The sequence below is a fragment of the Paenibacillus sp. YAF4_2 genome, assembly GCF_052113225.1.
Lineage (GTDB): Bacteria > Bacillota > Bacilli > Paenibacillales > Paenibacillaceae > Pristimantibacillus.
This window is the reverse complement of the sequence record NZ_JBFRCT010000007.1, coordinates 337,836-356,646: the sequence shown is the minus strand read 5'-3', so window position 1 is coordinate 356,646 and position 18,811 is coordinate 337,836. Positions and strand designations below refer to the sequence as shown.

16 protein-coding genes and 1 pseudogene are annotated in these 18,811 nt (G+C 46.9%); 6 read left to right on the top strand and 11 right to left on the bottom strand.

Annotation, left to right across the window (positions count from 1 at the left end; all coding sequences use genetic code 11):
* Positions 1-157: 157 nt before the first annotated feature.
* On the bottom strand, positions 158-2,230 hold the full coding sequence (locus AB4Y93_RS18510; RefSeq protein WP_441894333.1) for a right-handed parallel beta-helix repeat-containing protein: 2,073 nt from the start codon (positions 2,228-2,230) through the stop codon (positions 158-160).
* Between the two features lie 206 nt (positions 2,231-2,436).
* On the opposite strand from AB4Y93_RS18510, the gene AB4Y93_RS18505 reads away from it, so the two are divergent.
* The 5 genes from AB4Y93_RS18505 to AB4Y93_RS18485 all read left to right on the top strand — a co-directional run bounded on the left by AB4Y93_RS18505 (position 2,437) and on the right by AB4Y93_RS18485 (position 8,995).
* A complete protein-coding gene (locus tag AB4Y93_RS18505; protein WP_441894332.1) occupies positions 2,437-4,746 on the top strand; it encodes a helix-turn-helix domain-containing protein in 2,310 nt (769 codons plus the stop codon).
* Positions 4,747-4,925: 179 nt separating this feature from the next.
* Complete coding sequence (locus AB4Y93_RS18500) at positions 4,926-5,918, top strand: ABC transporter permease subunit (protein ID WP_441894331.1); 993 nt, start codon at positions 4,926-4,928, stop codon at positions 5,916-5,918.
* Between the two features lie 19 nt (positions 5,919-5,937).
* A complete protein-coding gene (locus AB4Y93_RS18495) occupies positions 5,938-6,816 on the top strand; it encodes a carbohydrate ABC transporter permease (RefSeq protein WP_441894330.1) in 879 nt (292 codons plus the stop codon).
* Positions 6,817-6,946: 130 nt separating this feature from the next.
* Positions 6,947-8,512 carry an ABC transporter substrate-binding protein gene (locus tag AB4Y93_RS18490; protein ID WP_441894329.1) on the top strand — a complete coding sequence of 522 codons (1,566 nt, stop codon included), beginning with the start codon at positions 6,947-6,949 and terminating at the stop codon, positions 8,510-8,512.
* A 294-nt stretch (positions 8,513-8,806) separates the two neighbouring features.
* The gene (locus tag AB4Y93_RS18485; protein ID WP_441894328.1) at positions 8,807-8,995 is read left to right on the top strand and encodes a hypothetical protein; all 189 of its coding nucleotides are present in this window, start codon (positions 8,807-8,809) and stop codon (positions 8,993-8,995) included.
* Positions 8,996-9,278: 283 nt separating this feature from the next.
* On the opposite strand, the gene AB4Y93_RS18480 is transcribed toward AB4Y93_RS18485, so the two are convergent.
* The 3 genes from AB4Y93_RS18480 to AB4Y93_RS18470 form a co-directional block, all read right to left on the bottom strand.
* A complete protein-coding gene (locus tag AB4Y93_RS18480) occupies positions 9,279-9,596 on the bottom strand; it encodes a thioredoxin family protein (protein WP_441894327.1) in 318 nt (105 codons plus the stop codon).
* Positions 9,593-9,964 carry a MerR family transcriptional regulator gene (locus AB4Y93_RS18475; RefSeq protein ID WP_441894326.1) on the bottom strand — a complete coding sequence of 124 codons (372 nt, stop codon included), beginning with the start codon at positions 9,962-9,964 and terminating at the stop codon, positions 9,593-9,595. Before AB4Y93_RS18475 ends, AB4Y93_RS18480 begins: the two co-directional genes overlap by 4 nt.
* A 117-nt stretch (positions 9,965-10,081) precedes the next feature.
* Entirely contained in the window at positions 10,082-10,876 is a 795-nt protein-coding gene (locus AB4Y93_RS18470) for a helix-turn-helix domain-containing protein (protein WP_441894325.1), read from the bottom strand.
* Between the two features lie 123 nt (positions 10,877-10,999).
* Between AB4Y93_RS18470 and AB4Y93_RS18465 the strand changes: the two genes are divergently transcribed.
* Positions 11,000-12,220 (top strand): MFS transporter, encoded by a 1,221-nt coding sequence (locus tag AB4Y93_RS18465; protein ID WP_441894324.1) that lies wholly within the window; start codon positions 11,000-11,002, stop codon positions 12,218-12,220.
* Between the two features lie 246 nt (positions 12,221-12,466).
* Here the strand turns inward: AB4Y93_RS18465 and AB4Y93_RS18460 are convergent.
* The 7 genes and pseudogenes from AB4Y93_RS18460 to AB4Y93_RS18430 all read right to left on the bottom strand — a co-directional run.
* Positions 12,467-12,616: pseudogene (locus tag AB4Y93_RS18460) on the bottom strand (L,D-transpeptidase); the annotation flags it as partial.
* A 27-nt stretch (positions 12,617-12,643) separates the two neighbouring features.
* On the bottom strand, positions 12,644-12,901 hold the full coding sequence (locus AB4Y93_RS18455) for a hypothetical protein (protein WP_441894323.1): 258 nt from the start codon (positions 12,899-12,901) through the stop codon (positions 12,644-12,646).
* Between the two features lie 4 nt (positions 12,902-12,905).
* A complete protein-coding gene (locus AB4Y93_RS18450; RefSeq protein WP_441894322.1) occupies positions 12,906-14,141 on the bottom strand; it encodes a Ger(x)C family spore germination protein in 1,236 nt (411 codons plus the stop codon).
* Positions 14,138-15,241, bottom strand: coding sequence for a GerAB/ArcD/ProY family transporter (locus AB4Y93_RS18445; RefSeq protein ID WP_441894321.1), 1,104 nt, complete (start codon positions 15,239-15,241; stop codon positions 14,138-14,140). The genes AB4Y93_RS18450 and AB4Y93_RS18445 overlap by 4 nt, the downstream gene beginning before the upstream one ends.
* A gap of 3 nt (positions 15,242-15,244) precedes the next feature.
* A complete protein-coding gene (locus AB4Y93_RS18440; protein ID WP_441894320.1) occupies positions 15,245-16,819 on the bottom strand; it encodes a spore germination protein in 1,575 nt (524 codons plus the stop codon).
* Positions 16,809-17,948, bottom strand: a complete 1,140-nt coding sequence (locus tag AB4Y93_RS18435) for a GerAB/ArcD/ProY family transporter (RefSeq protein WP_441894319.1) — start codon at positions 17,946-17,948, stop codon at positions 16,809-16,811. The genes AB4Y93_RS18440 and AB4Y93_RS18435 overlap by 11 nt, the downstream gene beginning before the upstream one ends.
* 147 nt (positions 17,949-18,095) lie before the next feature.
* A complete protein-coding gene (locus tag AB4Y93_RS18430; protein ID WP_441894318.1) occupies positions 18,096-18,692 on the bottom strand; it encodes a TetR/AcrR family transcriptional regulator in 597 nt (198 codons plus the stop codon).
* Between the last annotated feature and the right edge of the window lie 119 nt (positions 18,693-18,811).

Here is an 18,811-nt window from a genome sequence, read left to right as displayed (position 1 = left end):
CAGTGGAATTCTCTTCAAGGCTATGCCAATGGTCTCGAAGGGGACTTTTTATTGTATAAAATCCAATGTAATCTCTTTCGATCACTCTTGTTCCTACTTTTACTGTATAAAATCCATTGTACGGATGATTGGGTGAGATGTACAACCTACTGGCTGGCTAATTCCGTGGACCAAACTTCGAAAAATCAATATCCTCCCACCCAAGCTTGTAAGCTGGCGACTCCGGTACTAATTGATAATTACTATTCGCCTCATCCACGAACCCAATAGGTGCAATCATCGTCTGTGCATCAAACTTCCCATTCAACAGCTCCCGCCATGACTCCCAGGCATACAACCTGCCCCAGACTTTGCTCACCCCGATGGATGGTGCAGGTAGTTCACCCGATACGATTGGTGCTTCGCCGCCGTGCCAGTACAAATTGCGGTCCGCAAACGCCAGCCGTTCCTCGCTCCAATTCACATGGCAGTACATATGGCCAGAGTTCGATATGATGTTTGACTCAATTACAATATCCCGATTACTCTCACCAACCATCTCTTGCGTGCCAATGGCACATTCCGATTCATTATCTGTGATCAAGTTGTTGATAATTCGGTTTCCGATCCCTTTCGAGAAAATGGCCATCCACAGCTTACCTTCCCCCGTCTGATATAAATGATCAAGTACATTGTGAGTAACCTCTACATCATTGGAGGCATCATCAAGGTAAATGCCAAAGCCAAAGGAGAAATGAATGCCGCTATGATGCAAATGATTCCCGTGAATGACATTACCGCGACCGATGCCCCAGGATTCAATAATGCCACCATCCTGACTGTCTGTCATAACGTTGGACAAATCATTATACCGAATACGGTTATTGCGAGTGAAAAGGAAGGAAGCATGATTCTCCCACGTAACCGCTGTCCCCCACAGCTTGGCGGGCATCACCTGATAACGCAGTCCTTTCATCGAGATGCCGTACCGAGGCATATTCAAGATCTGATTATAGGCGATATCGCAATCTCCACATTGGTATAGGACGATCCCGCTTCCATGGCCAACGAGCTCTCCCCCGCAGGTAATCACATTATCCGTAATGAGATGACCTTTATTTTGATTGGGTGCTATACAGTCCTGAAAATCACTTTCACCAGGAGCGTATCCCGAAGCATAAATACCAGTATGGCCTACCCGCTCAATTCGATTGCGAACTAGCCTGACCTCTTCCGCACAGCGGTCCAAGTATATGCCGCAAGTACCCGACTCCCGAATGACACAATGCGAAATCTCAATACCGCGAACATTACGCATATACACCATACCGTTTCGATTCTCATCGGGCTCGGCGTTATCCATACCTGGTTCATCCCTCATCATTCGGAAATCTTCGTAGAAATCACTGCATTTAAGCGTTAATCCTGTGATGGTCAGCCCCGATACTCTTTGCTCTTCACTATCCCCTTGAATATCCAACAGCCTGGTCATTAAAGGCGCCACCACACGTTGGTCAAGTGGAGTCCCGCTTCCTGGACGATAGTAGAGTACACCAGCCTTTTCATCCAAATGAAACTGACCAGGCTCCCGCAGGAATGTAAGCGATCCTTGTAAACAATAACGTGAGCCTTCTCCAATCCCCCAGCAGCTTGGTCTCTTAAACAAAATTTTGTGTTCAACGTCATCAATCGCAGCAACTGGAATCGTCTCTGCAAACCAATTCGCTTCCCCGCCGCCCGGCCAAATATAAGCTTGAATCCCCTCTGCGGCTAACCCTTTCGGAAACTCACCCTCTCGATAACCAATACCGGCCCGTCCATCTTCATCAATAGAAAGCGAATGGTAATAGCCGGATGCCGGCATTCTGGCCTTCGCAACACGCTCCCCATCTGCATATAGGGTGTGAAACCTTACACCATTCGGAACTTGTGCCGTCCATATGCCATCCCCGTGAGGCTCCCACTCCGTTAAGAACATCCCGCCGACCAGTTCAGGTGTTTCACCTTCTGCATTGCGGTAGATAACAGGACAGCTCTCAGCATCCGAATCCTCACAGCCGAAGCGAAGGGGTTCATCAAGGGTATAGCTGCCACCTTGGACAATGACGGTTATTCCTCCTGTCACACCGCTTGCGATCATCGTCCTAACGGCCATCTGCGCTTCGCGTATACCTCGGAAAGGCTGCTCCTTACCGCCATTACCGCTCATACCTGCTAACGGACTAACATAGAGTACTTGTATTCCCTGCATTCCTGCACCGCCTTATGATTATCGTTTAGCTCCACACTGCCATATGTTCCGAAAGACTGTAAACTGCACAATATGCTAAAAAGCGTACGATCCCGGTATCTGCTATTTATAAGGTGATTTTAGCTAAAATAACCCTTGCGCAAGCGGTTGATAGCGTTTACAACTATACATATAGACCTCATGCTTGATAAAGGAGTAGGTTGCTCATGAAGGCATACGGCTACTTTACATCCAAGAAGTATTTTAAACGCGTACTATTCTCCATCATGCTGACCATGGCTCTTATCCTCACGGGCTTATCCGCCGTTAACACCTACTTGCTTGAGAGGTCGGTTAAGAATGTCCAAGAGGAAGCGAACTTAAAGGTCCTGACCCAAACGCAATACAACCTTTCTTATATGAATGAAATTATTGTGCATCTATCCTCTTTCGCCTATCGGGATAATACCTTGATCCCTCTCATGTTTAGCAGTAACCTGCCCAAAATGGATTATATTCGCGGCTATCAGCAAATGTACAACATGCTCGAAAGCTCTTCCTTCCTGCACTCGATGTCTATTTATAATGCGACAACAGGAGAGCTTTACGGATCCTCCAGCGACTTTCTCGTAGATGGCGGTTCGACAAAGAACAGCATTCTTCAGTGGCTGCTGCATACCAATGACAGCTTGCCTGCATCCAGACTTATCCCGTTCAGCTTCAATAACTCCAATGGCATTGACGCCTTTGCTTTTATTGTGACAGATACGTACCGGCCATTTACCCCAGATCAATCGGCGATTATTTTGTTTATCAAGCCTGACTGGGTATTCGAGAGTCTTAGCAAGCTGAATGGAACCGGGAATGGGAATACCGGGGACATTCTGATTCAGACCTCCAGCGGCCAATTGTTCGAAAGCGGTGATTCCTCCCAGACTTTCAATCAAGAGGATATAGGGCGATTGATTCGTAATGACAACGCAGGGGAACCAAGCGAATCCGGTTTTGTTATTGGCAAGGCCGGAGGGCAGAAGGTTATGGTGACTTATCTTCGTGGTATTGGTGACTGGACCATTCTTTACATGCAGCCTTACAAGCAATTAATGCAAGCCGTCTCGGATATGCGCACACGGAATTTGATGCTTACCGGCGCTTTTATCCTTATTTCCATCGGGATTTCCATCTGGCTGAGCTATAAGCTTTATGGCCCAATTGAAACGATGATGAAGCGAATCCTGCCGCATATGCGGAACATTCAGGAGCCTTCCCCAAGATCACGCAGCGAGCTCGATGCAATGAGTGATGTTTATGAGCAGCTGTCAGGACAACTGCAGGAGATCAGCTCCGAGCAGATTGTGCGTAAATATTATATCCGTAAATTTTTGACTGACAGCAGGAGCCTTTCGGAGATGGATATGCGTCAGTTAATAATGAAGCATGAGCTGCAGCTTGCACCAAGCGGTCCTCATATGGTGTGTACCCTTCGGCTTGACCGCTACGATGAGTATGACCGAAGAACATCTCCAGAGATGAAGAAGCTGCATAGCTTTGCCATTACGAATATTACAAAAGAAATCATGTCTCAGAAATTCGGCTGTGAGATCATCGACATGCAGCAGGATCATTTTACTTTTATCCTATCCGGAATGCCTCTTGATCCAGCGATCATTAAGCCTTTAATAACCGATGTACAGCAAGTACTGGACCGCTTCTATTCCCTCTCCCTTACTTGCGGCATCAGCGACAGCACGGGGCAGCTTAACCAGCTGTCTTCCAGCTATTATCAGTCCTACCAGCTTAGCCAATACAGTATACTGATGGGTTATCAAGCCACTATAGAAGCACTGAATATACGTACAAATCTGGATAACAAGCAGAAATCTCTGCCGGATGATGTGGAGAAGAAGTTATCGGAAGCCATCAAGAAAGGGAAGCTGACCGATGCTGGAAGCGAGCTTGAGCGGGCATTCGACATTCTAGCAAAGCTGCAGCTTGAGGATATGAGAAGGGCGATATCGGATATGGCGTGGATTATCAAAAATGCAGCGGCCGATATTACGAGTAACCGGATCACCCACCTTTCGATGGATGTCGAGCGTATCCCGCTCCTGCCGCAGGACTACTATACACTCGACGAGCTGCATATGGCTTTCTTATCTCTTTGCACGGCCATCTGTGAAGAAGCAAAACCCTCCAGTATGGAACGTAATGAGATGATTATTGAGACCGTCAAAGAACTTATCTGGCAAAAATACGCCGACTACAATCTCAATCAGCAGTCCATTGCTTCAACGGTCAAATTAAGCTCCGCTTATGTTGGTAAGCTATTCAAAGACAGCTGCGGATTAACGATTACGGAATATTTGAATGATGTTCGCTTGAGCAGAGCGCAGGAGCTGCTGCTTAAGGAGGATAGTACAATCACGGAGATCATGGAGAAGGTTGGCTACGGCAATCAAAGCTACTTTTTCCGCCTATTCAAAAGCAAGTTCGGCAGCACGCCAAAGGAATTCCGGATTAAGAAATCAATATCTTAGGCCAAACCGCCTGCTATCCTACCAAGGATGCAGGCGGTTTTTTGTATGCCGCAAACCTGTAATAAACAGTAATTCGCAATAAGTACACCTCACTTCTACAGTTTTTCAATGATTGAACTCTATCTCTTACAATCACGGTCATGGCATGCTGGACTCAGCAAAGAATGGAGGAGATGCACTTGTCCAACGTCCCGTCTGCCGGTGTTCCAAGCAGCCCGGAAACGCCTGCTACCCTTAAGAAGCCAAAACGAAAAAACTGGCTTGCCAAGGAGTTCTGGCATATCCGCCGAAACCGCGAGCTGCTCTTGCTTGCTCTGCCCGGCATCTTATTCAAATTCGTTATTGCTTACATGCCCATGGTCGGGTTAATCCTGGCCTTCAAATATTTCCGATATGATCAGGGGATATTCGGCAGCAAATGGGTTGGTCTTCAAAACTTTGAGTTTCTATTCAAGGCGCAGGATGCTTTCCGGATTATTCGCAACACGTTGCTGTACAACTTTACTTATATTCTACTCACGATGGCCGTCTCTCTCTTGCTGGCCCTGCTGCTCAATGAGCTTAGCGGAAAGCTGGTAAAAGTGTACCAGACTACCTTGTTCCTTCCCTACTTCATCTCCATGGTACTGGTCGGCTATATCGGCAGCGCCTTTCTGGATTTCCAGAATGGATATCTGAATACGGTACTTACTTTCTTTGGTCTAAAGACGCATAACTGGTATTTGGAAACAACACCATGGCTGTTCATCCTGCCGCTTGTTGCACTCTGGAAAGGCGTTGGCTTCTCCACCCTTGTCTATTACGCCGGTATTACTGGGATCAGCACTGATTATTATGAAGCCGCCAAGTTAGACGGAGCATCCCGCGCGCAGATGATGACCCGTATTACTCTCCCGCTTCTGAAGCCGCTTATCATCATCTTGTTCATTCTTGGTCTCGGCAATATTTTCAGAGGGGACTTCGGGCTGCATTATTTTGTACCGAATAACGTTGGGCCAAACTTCCCGACCACTGATATTATCGACACCTACGTCTACCGTGCCTTGACGAAGCTTGGAGATATTAACTCTGCTGCTGCCGTCGGGTTCCTGCAATCTGTAGTAGGACTCGTAACCGTCGTATCTGCCAACTTGATTGTACGCCGCATTGACAAAGACAATGCGCTTTTCTGAGTGAGGAGGCCATCTGCCCATGAAGCTTAAATTCGCTGATTCTATCATTAATCTGTATTTCATTATCGTCTGTTTCTTGATTGCTATGCCCTTTGTTCTTGTGGTTGCCATCTCGCTCACCTCGGAAAACAGCCTTCACGATTTCGGCTATCAGTTTATCCCTAAAGAATGGAGCCTGGAGGCTTACCGCATTGTATTCGAGAAGCCCGAATCCCTGCTGAGAGGCTATGGCGTGACGATTACGATCACCATTGTCGGCACCTTGTTGTCTCTCTTCATGACTGCATTAATTGCTTACCCGATTTCCCGGAGTGATTTCCGCTATCAGCGGCCGCTTACGTTTTATGTGTTTTTCACAATGCTGTTCAACGGGGGCTTAATCCCGTTCTATATCCTGATGACTCAGTACCTTCACCTGAAGAACTCACTCGCCGCCCTCATCATTCCTACCGTGATGAGCCCGTTCAACATCATGATTATGAAGGGCTTCCTCGATAAAATATCAAAGGAAATTATCGAATCGGCGAAGGTAGATGGGGCGAAGGAGTACCGAATCTTTTTCCAAATCATATTGCCGCTCTCTACGCCTGCCCTTGCTACTCTCGGGCTGTTCATCGCCTTCGGCTATTGGAACGAATGGTTCTACGCGCTGCTCTTTATCGACAATGATAAATACGTTCCGCTTCAGCTGCTGCTTGTACGGATCCTATCGCAGGCAGAGTTTCTTGCGAACTCGCCGATGGCTGAAGTGGCAGATAAGCTCAAATTCGCGCAATTCCCAACCTTGACCGTACGGATGGCGATGGCGATTGTCGCGAGTGGTCCAATGCTAGTGGTCTTCCCTTTCTTCCAGAAGTACTTCGTGAAAGGGTTAACGGTTGGCTCCCTAAAGGGCTAACCGTTGGCGTGATCTCTCATTCTTTTTAGGAGGTGGTTTGGACATTTTGCTTGTTTTACTTTGGCTTTAGCAGGTTTGCTTCAAGAAGTGTAGTAATACTAAATTAGGAACTATAATTGGAGGGTTCATGGTGAACAACAACAAAAAGAATCGATTGATCGCCAAACTTCTGTCTTTTACCTTATTATTTGTCATTCTCACTGCCTGTTCCAGCAATAACAACGGGAATAATAATGCAACACCTGCACCTACTACAGAACCTACTACTGCTGCCAGCGATGCGCCTGCTGAATCGACCGAACCGGCTCTGGATCCCGTTAAACTTACGTTCATCTATCCCGTTGCAGCCGACCCAGGTCCAGACCAGAAGCTGGTCAATGAAGAGATCAATAAATACTTGCAGGAAAAAATCAATGCGACCGTTGAGTTGAAACCGCTCACATTTGATGAATACGAGCCGAAGCTGAATGCCATGCTCGCTGCTAACGAGAATTTTGATATTGCATGGAGCTCCAAGGGCTGGCTCGGCAACTATCAGCCATACATTGACCGTGGTGCTTATCTTGAGCTGACCGATGATATGATCGCTAAATATGCACCGGAAGCTCGTGCCAATATTCCAGATAAATTCTGGCCAGATATGCTTGCTGCAGACGGCAAAGTATACGGCTTCCCCATCTATCAAGTAGCTGCTAAGCAGAAGAGCTTAATTATCCAAAAACGCTTCATCGACAAATACAGCCTGGACGTCTCCACTATTCATAGCTATAGCGATATCGAACCGTTCCTTCAAACTTTGAAAGAAAATGAACCGGACGTTGTTCCTCTCGGGCTGGCTCAAAACTCCCGAGGCATGTACATCGATCCAAAAGCAGCAGGCACAGACGGCTCTCCTGTGTTCTATATGAAGGATGATCCGACCTATACATTATCTACATTCCTGAACACAGCTAATGATCGTCTTCCTTATTTCCAAAAGCTTCATGAATGGTATGAAAAAGGCTACATCAATCAAGATGCTCCTGTCCTGCAGAACATTAATGATCTGAAGGCAAAAGGCAACGTCGCTGTATCCATCGAGTTCACCTCCAAACCAGGCGGCGAGATTGGCGAAAAAGCGATCAACGGCGGCAATGATGTCGTATACGTTCCGATCTCCGACAGCTATTTCACTGGTATCGCAAGCGCTATGCATGTTATTAATAAAAGTTCCAAAAACCCAGAACGTGCTCTGATGCTTATTAATCTTCTGAATACCGATAAATATTTGTACAACTTGATTTGTAACGGAATCGAAGGCAAGCACTACAAGAAAGTCGATGAGACTTTCATCGAACCAATTGACGGGTCCGGCTACACTCCTAACGGAGACTGGGTATTCGGCAACCAATTTAATGCGTATCTGAAACCAGGGCAAGCAGCAGACACTTGGCAGAAAACGATTGAATTAAACGAGAATGCTGTTGTACTTGCAAGCAGTGGATTCAGCTTCAATGAAGAAAGCGTGAAAGCAGAGATCGCCAACATCAACGCAGTTAAGAATGAGTATGAAACGGCGCTTGAGACTGGGGCTGTTGATCCAAACAAGGTTCTCCCTGAATACGTTGCCAAGCTGAAAGCATCCGGTGCGGAGAAGGTAGACCAAGAGGTTGCGAAGCAGTGGGATGCGTTCCTGACGCAAAAAGGATTGAAATAAGGTTCTGATAACACGGCAGGGCTGTCCTAAGGGCAGCCTTGTTTGTTTGTCTTTTATTGATTTGTCATTGAAATGCCAAAGTGCAGGTAAATCCTACGGAATTAACCTGCGGGGAACGATTAGGAGGGATCATCTGTACTTTCGCATGTTGATGATCTCATTTCGCATGAATCGAGAAAATGACATGTATTTTTGCATTATAGATTACAGTCAGTCCATTTAGTTATATCTAAACTTTATCTCGCATTACGTTACTGTTTGTAGCTATATTAGTTTGTGGGTGATCATTAATGAATGAGATCGAAAGGTGTGCAATGGGATTTTGAAGACTTGGTTTTCCTGTTGACGCACACGCCTATTATTCCTAGCTTCGGAGAAAACGAGCACGACTATCGCATCCTTTATCAATTTGTAATAGAGAATCAAACCAATAAAGGAATCAAAACCAATGCTTCACGTTTTGTGATTACAGCTAGGCTGTAGAACGGTATTCGTTCGAATCGGGCAAACCTGGCTGTGCTAGATTGGAAACCATCCAACCTAATCTGCCACAGATCCATTGTGCTAAAGGCATGTTGGAATTCATACAGTCAAATCGGCTAGTAATGCCACCGGGGACCCTCCAGTACTAAATTTCATTGTATGGAATCCAACCTAGCTACCCCCTACAGTAGAATGGAAGCCATTTTACTGCACAAAATCCAATCTAGCTAGTATTTATAAAAAAACAGCCGCGGAATCCATCCGCGGCTGTTTAGCATTGCCGTTATGCATACTTGGCAATCGCTTGTTGATATACATCCTTTGGCCGGAGGCCAATAAACTTGTCTACTGGATCACCGTTGTGAAAAACAATAACGGTTGGCATCGACATGACGCCAAACTGCGAGGCCATGTCCGGTGATTCGTCGCAGTCTATCTGCAGAATCGATACCCTCTCTCCTTCTTCCTGCTGCAGCTCATCAAGAATGGGGAGCAGCACTTTGCACGGCGGGCACCATTTGGCTCCAAACTCGACTAGTGTTACACCTTGCTGCCGGATTGCATTCCGAAAGCCAACATCATCAATCTTAGTTACACTCATTTTCTCTCCTCCGCTTCCTTCTGTTCATCTAGAATCGACTGAATGCGGTCTTCGAGGTTGGATTTAATATTGTTCAGCAGATGGATTTGAGACTCAATTTCCTCGAGCTTCTGACGGTAGATCGGGAGTACCTCTTGGCAGAACGACTCTTTATTCATCAAGACGCAGTTTAAGAAGCCTGCAATCTGCTCCGTCGATAAGCCAAGATGAAGATACAGCTGAATCGTCTTCACCTGCTCCTCCGCAAGTGGTGAATATTCCCGATAACCGTTATCCAGCCGGATTGGTGTTAGCAGGCCCTGCTCCTCATAATAACGCAATGACCGCAGACTAACTCCGGTACGCTCCGACAGCTCTCCGATTTTCATCCTTTAACGCCTCCTGCATTGTCGATTCGAGTTGATTATATACCCTGACATTAGTGTGAGGGTCAAGCGGCATTTTACACAAAGACCCTTCCGAATCGGAAGGGTCTCTCTCTTGCTTCATTGCAGTCTATAGGCCTGTGGCGTTAAACCGGTCATTTTCAAAAAAGCGCGGTGAAATTGACTGGTGCTAGAGAATCCAAGCTCCACACTTATCTGACCAATTGTAGCTTCTGAGCGGCGCAGCCTGTTCATGGCTTCCTTGATCCGCAGCTTAAGCAAATATTGATACGGCGTTGTACCCGTTGCTTCCCGGAAGGAACGAATGAAATGATAGCGGCTTTGCAGCGCAATTCCAGCCAGCTCATCAATGTTAATCATCTCTTCGTAACAGTCATGAATGTAGGATAAAGCCCGAAGGATATGCGGATCCGAAATCCCTGTTGGCATTCGTTCCTTCTCACCAAGCTTCAGCATGCCGCCCAGATAAGAGACGACATCCTGCTCCACTTCCTGCACAGCAAGCGGATCGGCCAAGGCCTGGCCTTGTATGAGAGCCAGCATCCATTGCCGAAAACGGCTGACAATATCATCAGCATGAAAAGTCTGCTTAATATCATGACCCATCCCAGCAATAAATTGCGAATCGATAGATGCCATCCCACCGTTCCCGCGTTCACGTACCTTCAAGATAATAACAGAAGACTGCTCTCCCAGATAAAAATGATGCTCCGTTCCTGGCGGCTGCAGCAAACCATTCCCTTCTCTCAAGCCATAGCTGTGCTCTTCCTGCGTAAAATGACAGATGCCTTTGATTGGCAGCGTAACCTGCATCCAGTCCTCATGCTTATGGGGAACATTCTTGAAGTTATGGCTTCCTTGCCATAACTCGATCCAATCCGTTTCTACCTTCATCTCCATGTCTCTTCACCTGCCATCATTATAGCAAAAGTTGCTCGGTTTGCAGCACTTTTCGCAACGACCTTGTTCCCCTTCTCCCGCTATACTGGAAAAAAATCAAAAAAGGAGAACAACGCAATGAATCAAACCGCTGCCATACAGGCACAGCGCAACCCAGCGATCTGGATGCTGTTTGGCGTCAGCTTCGCCCATCTGCTGAATGATGCGATGCAGACGGCCGTGCCTTCTGCTTTTCCACTGTTTCAATCCACTATGCATCTGAGCTTTACCAAAATCGGCTGGGTTGCCTTTATGCTCAACATTACGGCGTCCTTGCTCCAGCCCTTCATCGGATACATATCCGACCGGCGGCCAATGCCGGTTCTGCTTCCTCTTGGGATGCTCTTCTCCCTGGCAGGTGTAATTGGCTTCGCTTATGCAGACACCTTCTGGATACTCCTTATATCTGCGACTCTAATCGGCGTAGGCTCGTCCGTCCTGCATCCGGAATCTTCCCGGGTAGCCCGAATGGCTGCTTCAAGCGGCAAGGGTATGGCACAATCGGTCTTCCAAGTAGGCGGCAATACTGGCCAAGCACTGGCACCGCTGCTCGTTGCCTTCTTGTTAATGCCGCATGGACAGCAAGGCTTCTTATGGTTTACGATTTTCGCTGTCGTTGGCATCGCTGTCCAGATCATCATCAGCCGCTGGTACGCCAGCCAGCTAACGTTTGCAGCATCCGCTAAGAAAGCAGCAAATAAAATGCTGGATGCAGAGTCGCCGCATTCAACTATTTTTATTGCGGGCACCATGCTGCTGCTCATCATTCTGCTCTTCTCCAAATTCGTCTATATTGCGGGGATGACTGGTTATTACTCGTTCTACTTCATTGATCATTACAACCTGTCGTTCTCCCGAGCACAAATTTGCTTATTCGCGCTTCAATTCGCCGGCATGGTTGGCACCCTTCTTGGCGGACCACTTGCCGACAAGTTTGGCCGTAAAACGATGATTTGGATCTCGATCGCCGGAACAGCACCATTCTCACTGCTGCTTCCATATGTTAGCCCCGGTATCGCCATGGTACTGTGCTGCGCGATCGGCCTGATCCTCATGTCTGGTTTCTCCGTTATTATCGTCTATGCGCAGGAGCTGCTGCCACGTCATATCGGAACGGTATCCGGCTTATTCTTCGGGCTGGCGTTTGGCATGGGAGGCCTCGGCTCCGTCCTGCTGGGATGGCTTACCGACGTCAAGGATGTTGCCTTCACGATCGAGCTTTGCTCCTTCCTTCCGCTGCTTGGATTATGCGCCTTCCTGCTGCCGAAGGATTCAAAGCTAATGCGTAAAGCGGTGTAGAAATAAGCTTTATTTTCCAGATTCAATCTCTTATAAATTCTATTACAATTGATAGGCTAATCGGCTCTGAAAGAAATGATAAGTTGGAGTCGATTCTGCAAATTCCGCTATGGATTCATTCGGAATGGTTTGAAGATTTAGAGGATGAAGAAATCATTAGTAAGTATGTAAAATATGATTTTTAATAAGTAAAGGAAAAAGAGGGGGCTTTCACCCCTCTTTTTCACGTCCTGCTCTTCAAATTCATTTATGAATCGTAACCTTAGTACCATTCGGTATCGTATCGAATAACCACTCTACATCCTCATTTAGCATTTGGATACATCCTGCGCTGGCATTCGTGCCAACCGACGATGGAGCATTCGTCCCGTGTATCCCATACTTCGTCCCTTGTGTATTCGGAACACTGAGTCCCCGCCCAAGCTAATCTATTCCCCAGCCGATCATGGCGTGCATCATATTCCTCAAAGGCTCCATACTCTTATTAATTAAGGCTACCGTAGTGCCCGCTGATACAGCTGGCCAATCCATAGCCATCCCCACCGCTATAGTGGTGCTCCAAGTCAACAGTACGATATATACGACCAAATCCTTGTACCATTTCTTACGTATAAGCTGCTTCCCACCTACAATGAGCAGCACGACGTACACCGCCAGTATGAGAATAACGATGTATCCCATGGGCTCACTTCTCCCTTTTATCCATCAGATATTGGAATGATTTATTGCTGAGTCCCATCCGGGCCATTCGGAACTTTATCTTCGTTTCAAGCGGTGCCTCGTTGAAGACTTGATCCCAATTCTTGCCCCACTCCTTCCACTGCTTCGGGTATTTACGATGCGTTTTCTCTGCCGCCCCGAATATATCCGTGTTCATCTGCTGACCTTTCTTCCATGCATCCTGCAGCAAGGAGCTGATCTGCATTTGTCCACCTTGCTCAAGTCCCTGAATAACTCCGGGTTTATATAGATCCTGCGCGCAATTTGATTCCATTAATGTCCCAGAGACATCAACATCTGCAGTAAAGGTAAGCTGGCTCCCACGCAGTTTAGGAATAATTTTGGTTTTAGACTTTAATATTTGAACCGTATCATATCCTTTCTTTCCTTCTTTATCTTCACAAGGAACTACTATAAAGGATTGCTGTACGCTATCACGCAAATAGGCGGCGCCAAGCGATTCCTTCCGGCTCATCCAGCCGATCATTTTGTCATCCTTCAGCACAGCCAGACGCCCGAGCTTCAGCTTGGATGGAATAGAGGTGCTGCTGAACGAATCCAGGGAAGAGGTATCCCCTGATCCTGACACAAAGATTTCAGGTACGACCGCACTTTTAGCATCACCCGTTAGCTCCATCGCCAACTGGTATACCGGAATATTCGGCAGAATGGATGTATTTTTCATTTCGGATAAAATGATTTCTTTCATTCCCGCACCCGAGATAGCCTGCAGCTGCATAAACTGCTCCAAAATTCTTCTTGCCGTACCAGGAGTAGCGAGCACACTCACGGTTTCCCTGGAACCCGAATTGCGGAAGTAGACGTCAATAAGCTCATTAATCCCTCGTTTCAGCGCTTTTTCACCAATAACAACGACCCGGTTATGTGCGAAAAACAGCTTGCGGGGGCTTTCGGAAAAGCTGTGCATAATCGCATCACGTATCGTCTTGCCCTTCGTGGAGTACACAATAATGGGCGACTTTGGCCCTCCGCCCCCTGAGCCGCCGGTTACCGAAGAGATTGCGGCAGGTATAACAACCTGATACGATACAATCCAGTTCTCGCCGTCCCAGTCGATTCCCGTTGCCGATGTTATAGCCACTTCGTTGAGCTCGATCCGATTCCAGCAGCCGGTTGTAGTCCATGCAGCAAGAAGTAACAGAGCAGCACAAGCTATTCGTTTCATAACAAGTAATCTCATGGCCTTTGTTTCCCTCCTTGCTTCCTTTTCCCCCGTGTGACTAGAAGACCTAGGGCAATCAGAATAGGCAGACCAACGTTTATAATGAGCAGCTGCGGCATATTGGCCAAGTTCTTATAACCGCTTTCCAAATCACGAGGCCATTCGCCCGCTGACGTTACGAATGCAAGAAGGCCTAGCCCAAGCAGGACATGATGTTTACTCTTCAAACGAAGAGAATGGGTCAGACAATGCACCCCTGCAAACAGAAATACGGTTAATTTGATATACATCGTCAGAAACCAGACGGACACCGTAAAGATTTCTATCCGCTCCAGAAATTCGCCGACCTCCACAATCGCCATCACGTTAACAAAGGTATAGGAAAGCATCGGAACAAGCTGCGGTCCAAAGATGGTTAATGCCAACAAAATAACGAGCAGCAGCTGTGAAGAACTTAAGAGCGAGCCAAATAATCCTGCTCTTATAGCAGATGCTGGTTTTTTCATAAAGGGAGTCAATATAAGCAGAACCGATACTTCAGAGAGAAGGGCAATTGGAGGAAGAGATGCAACCGCCATTCTTGCTGCACTAGTATCAAACACGGGAATCAGCCTCTTGAAGTCAATATCCGTATATAGGATAAAGACGGATACCGGCACAACGATTAGAATCAGAAGAAGCACCATAAAAGCAGAGCGAGCGATAGCTTCTATCCCCTGTAAGACTGTAAAGACGGTTACCACTACCATCATACCTACCAGCATAAATAGAGGAGTCTCATCAAGCACCATATCGGATACAAAGTTGGCAAAAACCCTCACGATGACACAAAAGTTGTTGAAATAATAAATACCAAGCATAATGCCAATAGCAATACCAATCGGTTTACCTAACCTGCCCTCCAGCCATTCAACAAAGTACTGTCCTTTATTGGCCTTACTTATAGCCGCTATGATTAGAGCCATAAGTAGACCGACGATACCCGCTATAACGCCTGAAATCCAAGCATCATGCTGAGCAATGCTGACCATCACACTTGGTATCGCTAACACCATGGTAGGGGCAATCGCGCTTTGGATTAATGCGACTGTCTGCGTTGTCGAAATAGCGGGCTTCATCGTCTAGACTCCTTCCTGATCAGGGCCAGGCTTCTGCCCGGCACCTGCCCTTGTTATGTTTTTCTCGCTAGCAATATTTTTCGGACGAGTACGCATCGCCCACCAAGGTACGCGAATCAGCACATCCTTCAAATTCGATGCAACAAACGGTGCAAAAGGCATCAGGTAAGGCTTGCCGAAGGAACGTAAGCCGCACATGTGAGCAAGCAGGATCATAAGCCCCGACATAATGCCAAACAACCCAAATGTCCCAGCCAGAATCATAAGAAGGAAGCGGATAAGCCGAGCTGCAACTCCCATATTTACAGCGGGAATAACAAAGCTCGCGATCGCCGTGAAGGATACGACAATAACCATCGCAGCTGAAATAATACCAGCTTGAACCGCAGCCTGACCAAGCACGAGTGCACCAACAATCGAAATAGCAGGTCCGATAATACGCGGCATCCGAACGCCTGCTTCCCGTAATATCTCGAAGGTAATCTCCATCAAGAACGCTTCAAGCAATGCGGGAAACGGAATACCTTCACGTTGTGCGGCCAAGCTGATGAGCAGCGAGGTCGGCAGCATTTCCTGATGGAAGGTGGTAATCGCAATGTACAGCGACGGCAGCAGCATAGAGATAAAAAAGGAGGTCATCCGAATTATCCGTAGAAAGGTCGCTATGTCATAACGCTGGTAGTAATCCTCGCTGGATTGAAAAAACTTCACAAAGGTTACCGGAGCTTGAAGAACAAATGGTGTTCCCGACACAATAATAACGACCTGGCCTTCTAATATACCCGCGCATGCCGCATCTGGACGCTCCGTATTTTGGAGGAGAGGGAATGGCGTAAAGGCTCTGTCCTGAATAAATTCTTCAATATAACCGCTTTCGAGCACGCCATCTATATCAATGGCATCTAGCCTGCGGTGAACCTCCTTAATGACCTCAACCTCTGCGATCCCCTCCAGATAGACGATCGCAATATTTGTCCTCGTCTGATGCCCAATCATTTTGTAATCAAAACGTAAGTCGGGTGACTTTATAATCCGGCGGATAAGTGAGGTATTGGTCCGCAAATTTTCGGTGAAACCTTCCTTCGGCCCCCGAATTACCGTCTGGCTGCTTGGCTCCTCCACCGCTCGGGACTTGCCTCCGGTTGTATCAATAATAATGGCCTTCAGGCTGCCCTCTACAACAAGAATGGTGCTTCCTTCCAGCATCGCATAGCATGCTTTATTGATCGAATTGACCTCGCCAAGCTTGCCGTTTGCGATCACCCGCTCGGTTAGATGATGATAAAGGCTCGACTCCACTCCGCCTTCGATATATCGATTGGCGTCATCAAGAAGACCAAGCAGCATCGTGTTGAGTGATACGCCATCTACAATGCCATCAATATAGAGCAGTGCATAACGGGCATTATCAAATGAACGATGCTGAAGGGTACGGCATACGATATCCGCGCCATCGCCTAGAAAGCGATGCAGACGTTCAATATTAATGTCAAAATCGGGAATAAGCACTTGCTCGGGTTTCGTTTCTTTTTTTGGTGCTTCCTTCTCAGATTGTTTGGTTGTCTTATCATTTGGCATGGTTGCTTTCCTCACTAGATGAATGGCTTGGTTGCTTATGATTCCTCCCAGAGCGTACACCTTTTCTTAACAGCATAACGATCAGCAGTACCGCTGGTATAAGCATTTGAAAAATCGGAAAATGATACTTCAAGTTTTGCTCGAAGCCTACGTTAACCTGATGCATATAGCTCTTGAACCAAAATGAGCCGATGAATATACCAAGCCCGACCGGGATCGCAGCTATTCGCAGCGAGATGCCGAGCAAATAAGCAAGGGCGAGTGAAGCGCCCAAATAGTAGGCGGTCAATTTGACATAAACGGCAGTGAAGAAGAGCAAAGCTACAAGTGGATCAATCCGTTCAAATACGTTGCCTATTGAAATATAAGTTGCTGCTTGAAGCAGCGGAACAGTACTCCATCCGGCAAACGATCCAAGGCTGGAGATAATGACTACATTCATAAAGGTGATGAACACCCCAGCGAATAGATAGCCCTTGATCGTCATTTTTATAATTTGGCTGAATTGCTTAAACTCGACATAGCGCCAGAACATGAGGAACAACACCATTTCACCAAACGGAAACGAAATAATCTCAGGAATGGCAGCGTCCCAGACCGGCTTAAACCCCTTCTCCAAGAACGGCAGCAGCCGGTTGAAATCAATAAGCCCCGAGCTAAGCAGCAGAATATACAGAACCACATAAATCAACAACAGAATAGGCAGCAGCATTTCCACCATCCGGAAGAATACACCTGGTCCTCCCATTACCGCATAGCCGCCAATCAGACAGATGATGAGCATAACGACCGATAAAGGCGTATCCGAGAGCAGGAGCATAATAGACAGGTCCGCAAACTCACGTACGTTACGAATACACTTGTAGCAATAGTAGATGACAAAGATGAAACCAAATGCGAAGCCAATGATTTTACCGAAATAAAGTTTATAAATTTCAATAAGATTCCGCTCTGGCTCCAGCTTTTGAATCTGCAAAGTCACTAAGCTAAGAAGTACCAGCCCAGCCAACATCCCTATAAAAACGGACATCCAGGCATCCTTCTCTGCCTTGCCTCCTAGCACAAACAAGGAGGAGCTTCCGATCAGAAATAAAATGACCGTCGAAGCCATCTGCCTCAGCGTCACCATGACTTGTCCCCCTTCACGCGATGTGCCCAGTTTTGGTTTCCTTATCATGCACTACGTGGTGGAAAAAAATTCATTAGCAAGAAAAGGTCAGGATATAAAAAAGACATGGAGAGCTCTCCATGTCCTCAATCGTTATGTATCTATTTTTTATAAGGATTCTGCATCTGCCATGACAGGAGCCACGGCTGCTGCAACAACCTCCACTACCTCCCGCACCATCAAGCTCACCGACCGGCGCTGAGGATTACGGCTCCACTGCAAGGCTGTCCCAAATATGCCCCAACTGATGACCAAAGCAGTCGTTTCCAGCATTTCTTCGGAGATCGATGCGTGGTGCTCATCCTTCAACCACCTAAGCAGCAGTTGTTTAAGCTCCTTATGCATGGCGATTTCAAACAGCGGTTCAAATTGATTATCGCCAGGCGTCATGTATTGCCTGAACCGAATGAGAAACTCGAATACGGTTTGAATAACAATTTGAAGGCTGTTCATCCCCGTAATTCTAAGATCGGGCAATTTGTCCTTCATGATCATCACAAACTTCTCTCTCATCCAGCATTCCAGAAAAGCATTCTTATCATCGAAATGCGAATAAAAGGTGGCGCGGTTGACAGTCGCTTGATTCGTAATATCCTGAATCGATATGGAGTAGATGTTTTTCTTTTGCTCGAGCAGCTCCATGAAGGCGATCATCATCAGCTGCCTCGTACGTTTCACTCGAGGGTCATTTGGATTAACAGGCATATTCTACCTCACTCTTCAGGATACAAAGCCGACAGAACAAGGTATCTGTTGTCTACACAACGATAGCTCTCTATTGCTGATTGTTCGGCTAATGAAATCCGCTTATCCTTTCATTATGC

Bases quoted from the DNA above. Each gene is read 5' to 3' on its own strand.
- AB4Y93_RS18470 (WP_441894325.1), bottom strand. From the start codon at position 10,876: ATGAAGGTAGAAACGGATTGGATCGAGTTATGGCAAGGAAGCCATAAC.
- AB4Y93_RS18455 (WP_441894323.1), bottom strand. From the start codon at position 12,901: ATGGGATACATCGTTATTCTCATACTGGCGGTGTACGTCGTGCTGCTC.
- AB4Y93_RS18430 (WP_441894318.1), bottom strand. From the start codon at position 18,692: ATGCCTGTTAATCCAAATGACCCTCGAGTGAAACGTACGAGGCAGCTG.
- AB4Y93_RS18435 (WP_441894319.1), bottom strand. From the start codon at position 17,948: ATGGTGACGCTGAGGCAGATGGCTTCGACGGTCATTTTATTTCTGATC.
- AB4Y93_RS18510 (WP_441894333.1), bottom strand. From the start codon at position 2,230: ATGCAGGGAATACAAGTACTCTATGTTAGTCCGTTAGCAGGTATGAGC.
- AB4Y93_RS18465 (WP_441894324.1), top strand. From the start codon at position 11,000: ATGAATCAAACCGCTGCCATACAGGCACAGCGCAACCCAGCGATCTGG.
- AB4Y93_RS18450 (WP_441894322.1), bottom strand. From the start codon at position 14,141: ATGAGATTACTTGTTATGAAACGAATAGCTTGTGCTGCTCTGTTACTT.
- AB4Y93_RS18475 (WP_441894326.1), bottom strand. From the start codon at position 9,964: ATGAAAATCGGAGAGCTGTCGGAGCGTACCGGAGTTAGTCTGCGGTCA.
- AB4Y93_RS18505 (WP_441894332.1), top strand. From the start codon at position 2,437: ATGAAGGCATACGGCTACTTTACATCCAAGAAGTATTTTAAACGCGTA.
- AB4Y93_RS18485 (WP_441894328.1), top strand. From the start codon at position 8,807: ATGAGATCGAAAGGTGTGCAATGGGATTTTGAAGACTTGGTTTTCCTG.
- AB4Y93_RS18495 (WP_441894330.1), top strand. From the start codon at position 5,938: ATGAAGCTTAAATTCGCTGATTCTATCATTAATCTGTATTTCATTATC.
- AB4Y93_RS18445 (WP_441894321.1), bottom strand. From the start codon at position 15,241: ATGAAGCCCGCTATTTCGACAACGCAGACAGTCGCATTAATCCAAAGC.
- AB4Y93_RS18480 (WP_441894327.1), bottom strand. From the start codon at position 9,596: ATGAGTGTAACTAAGATTGATGATGTTGGCTTTCGGAATGCAATCCGG.
- AB4Y93_RS18440 (WP_441894320.1), bottom strand. From the start codon at position 16,819: ATGCCAAATGATAAGACAACCAAACAATCTGAGAAGGAAGCACCAAAA.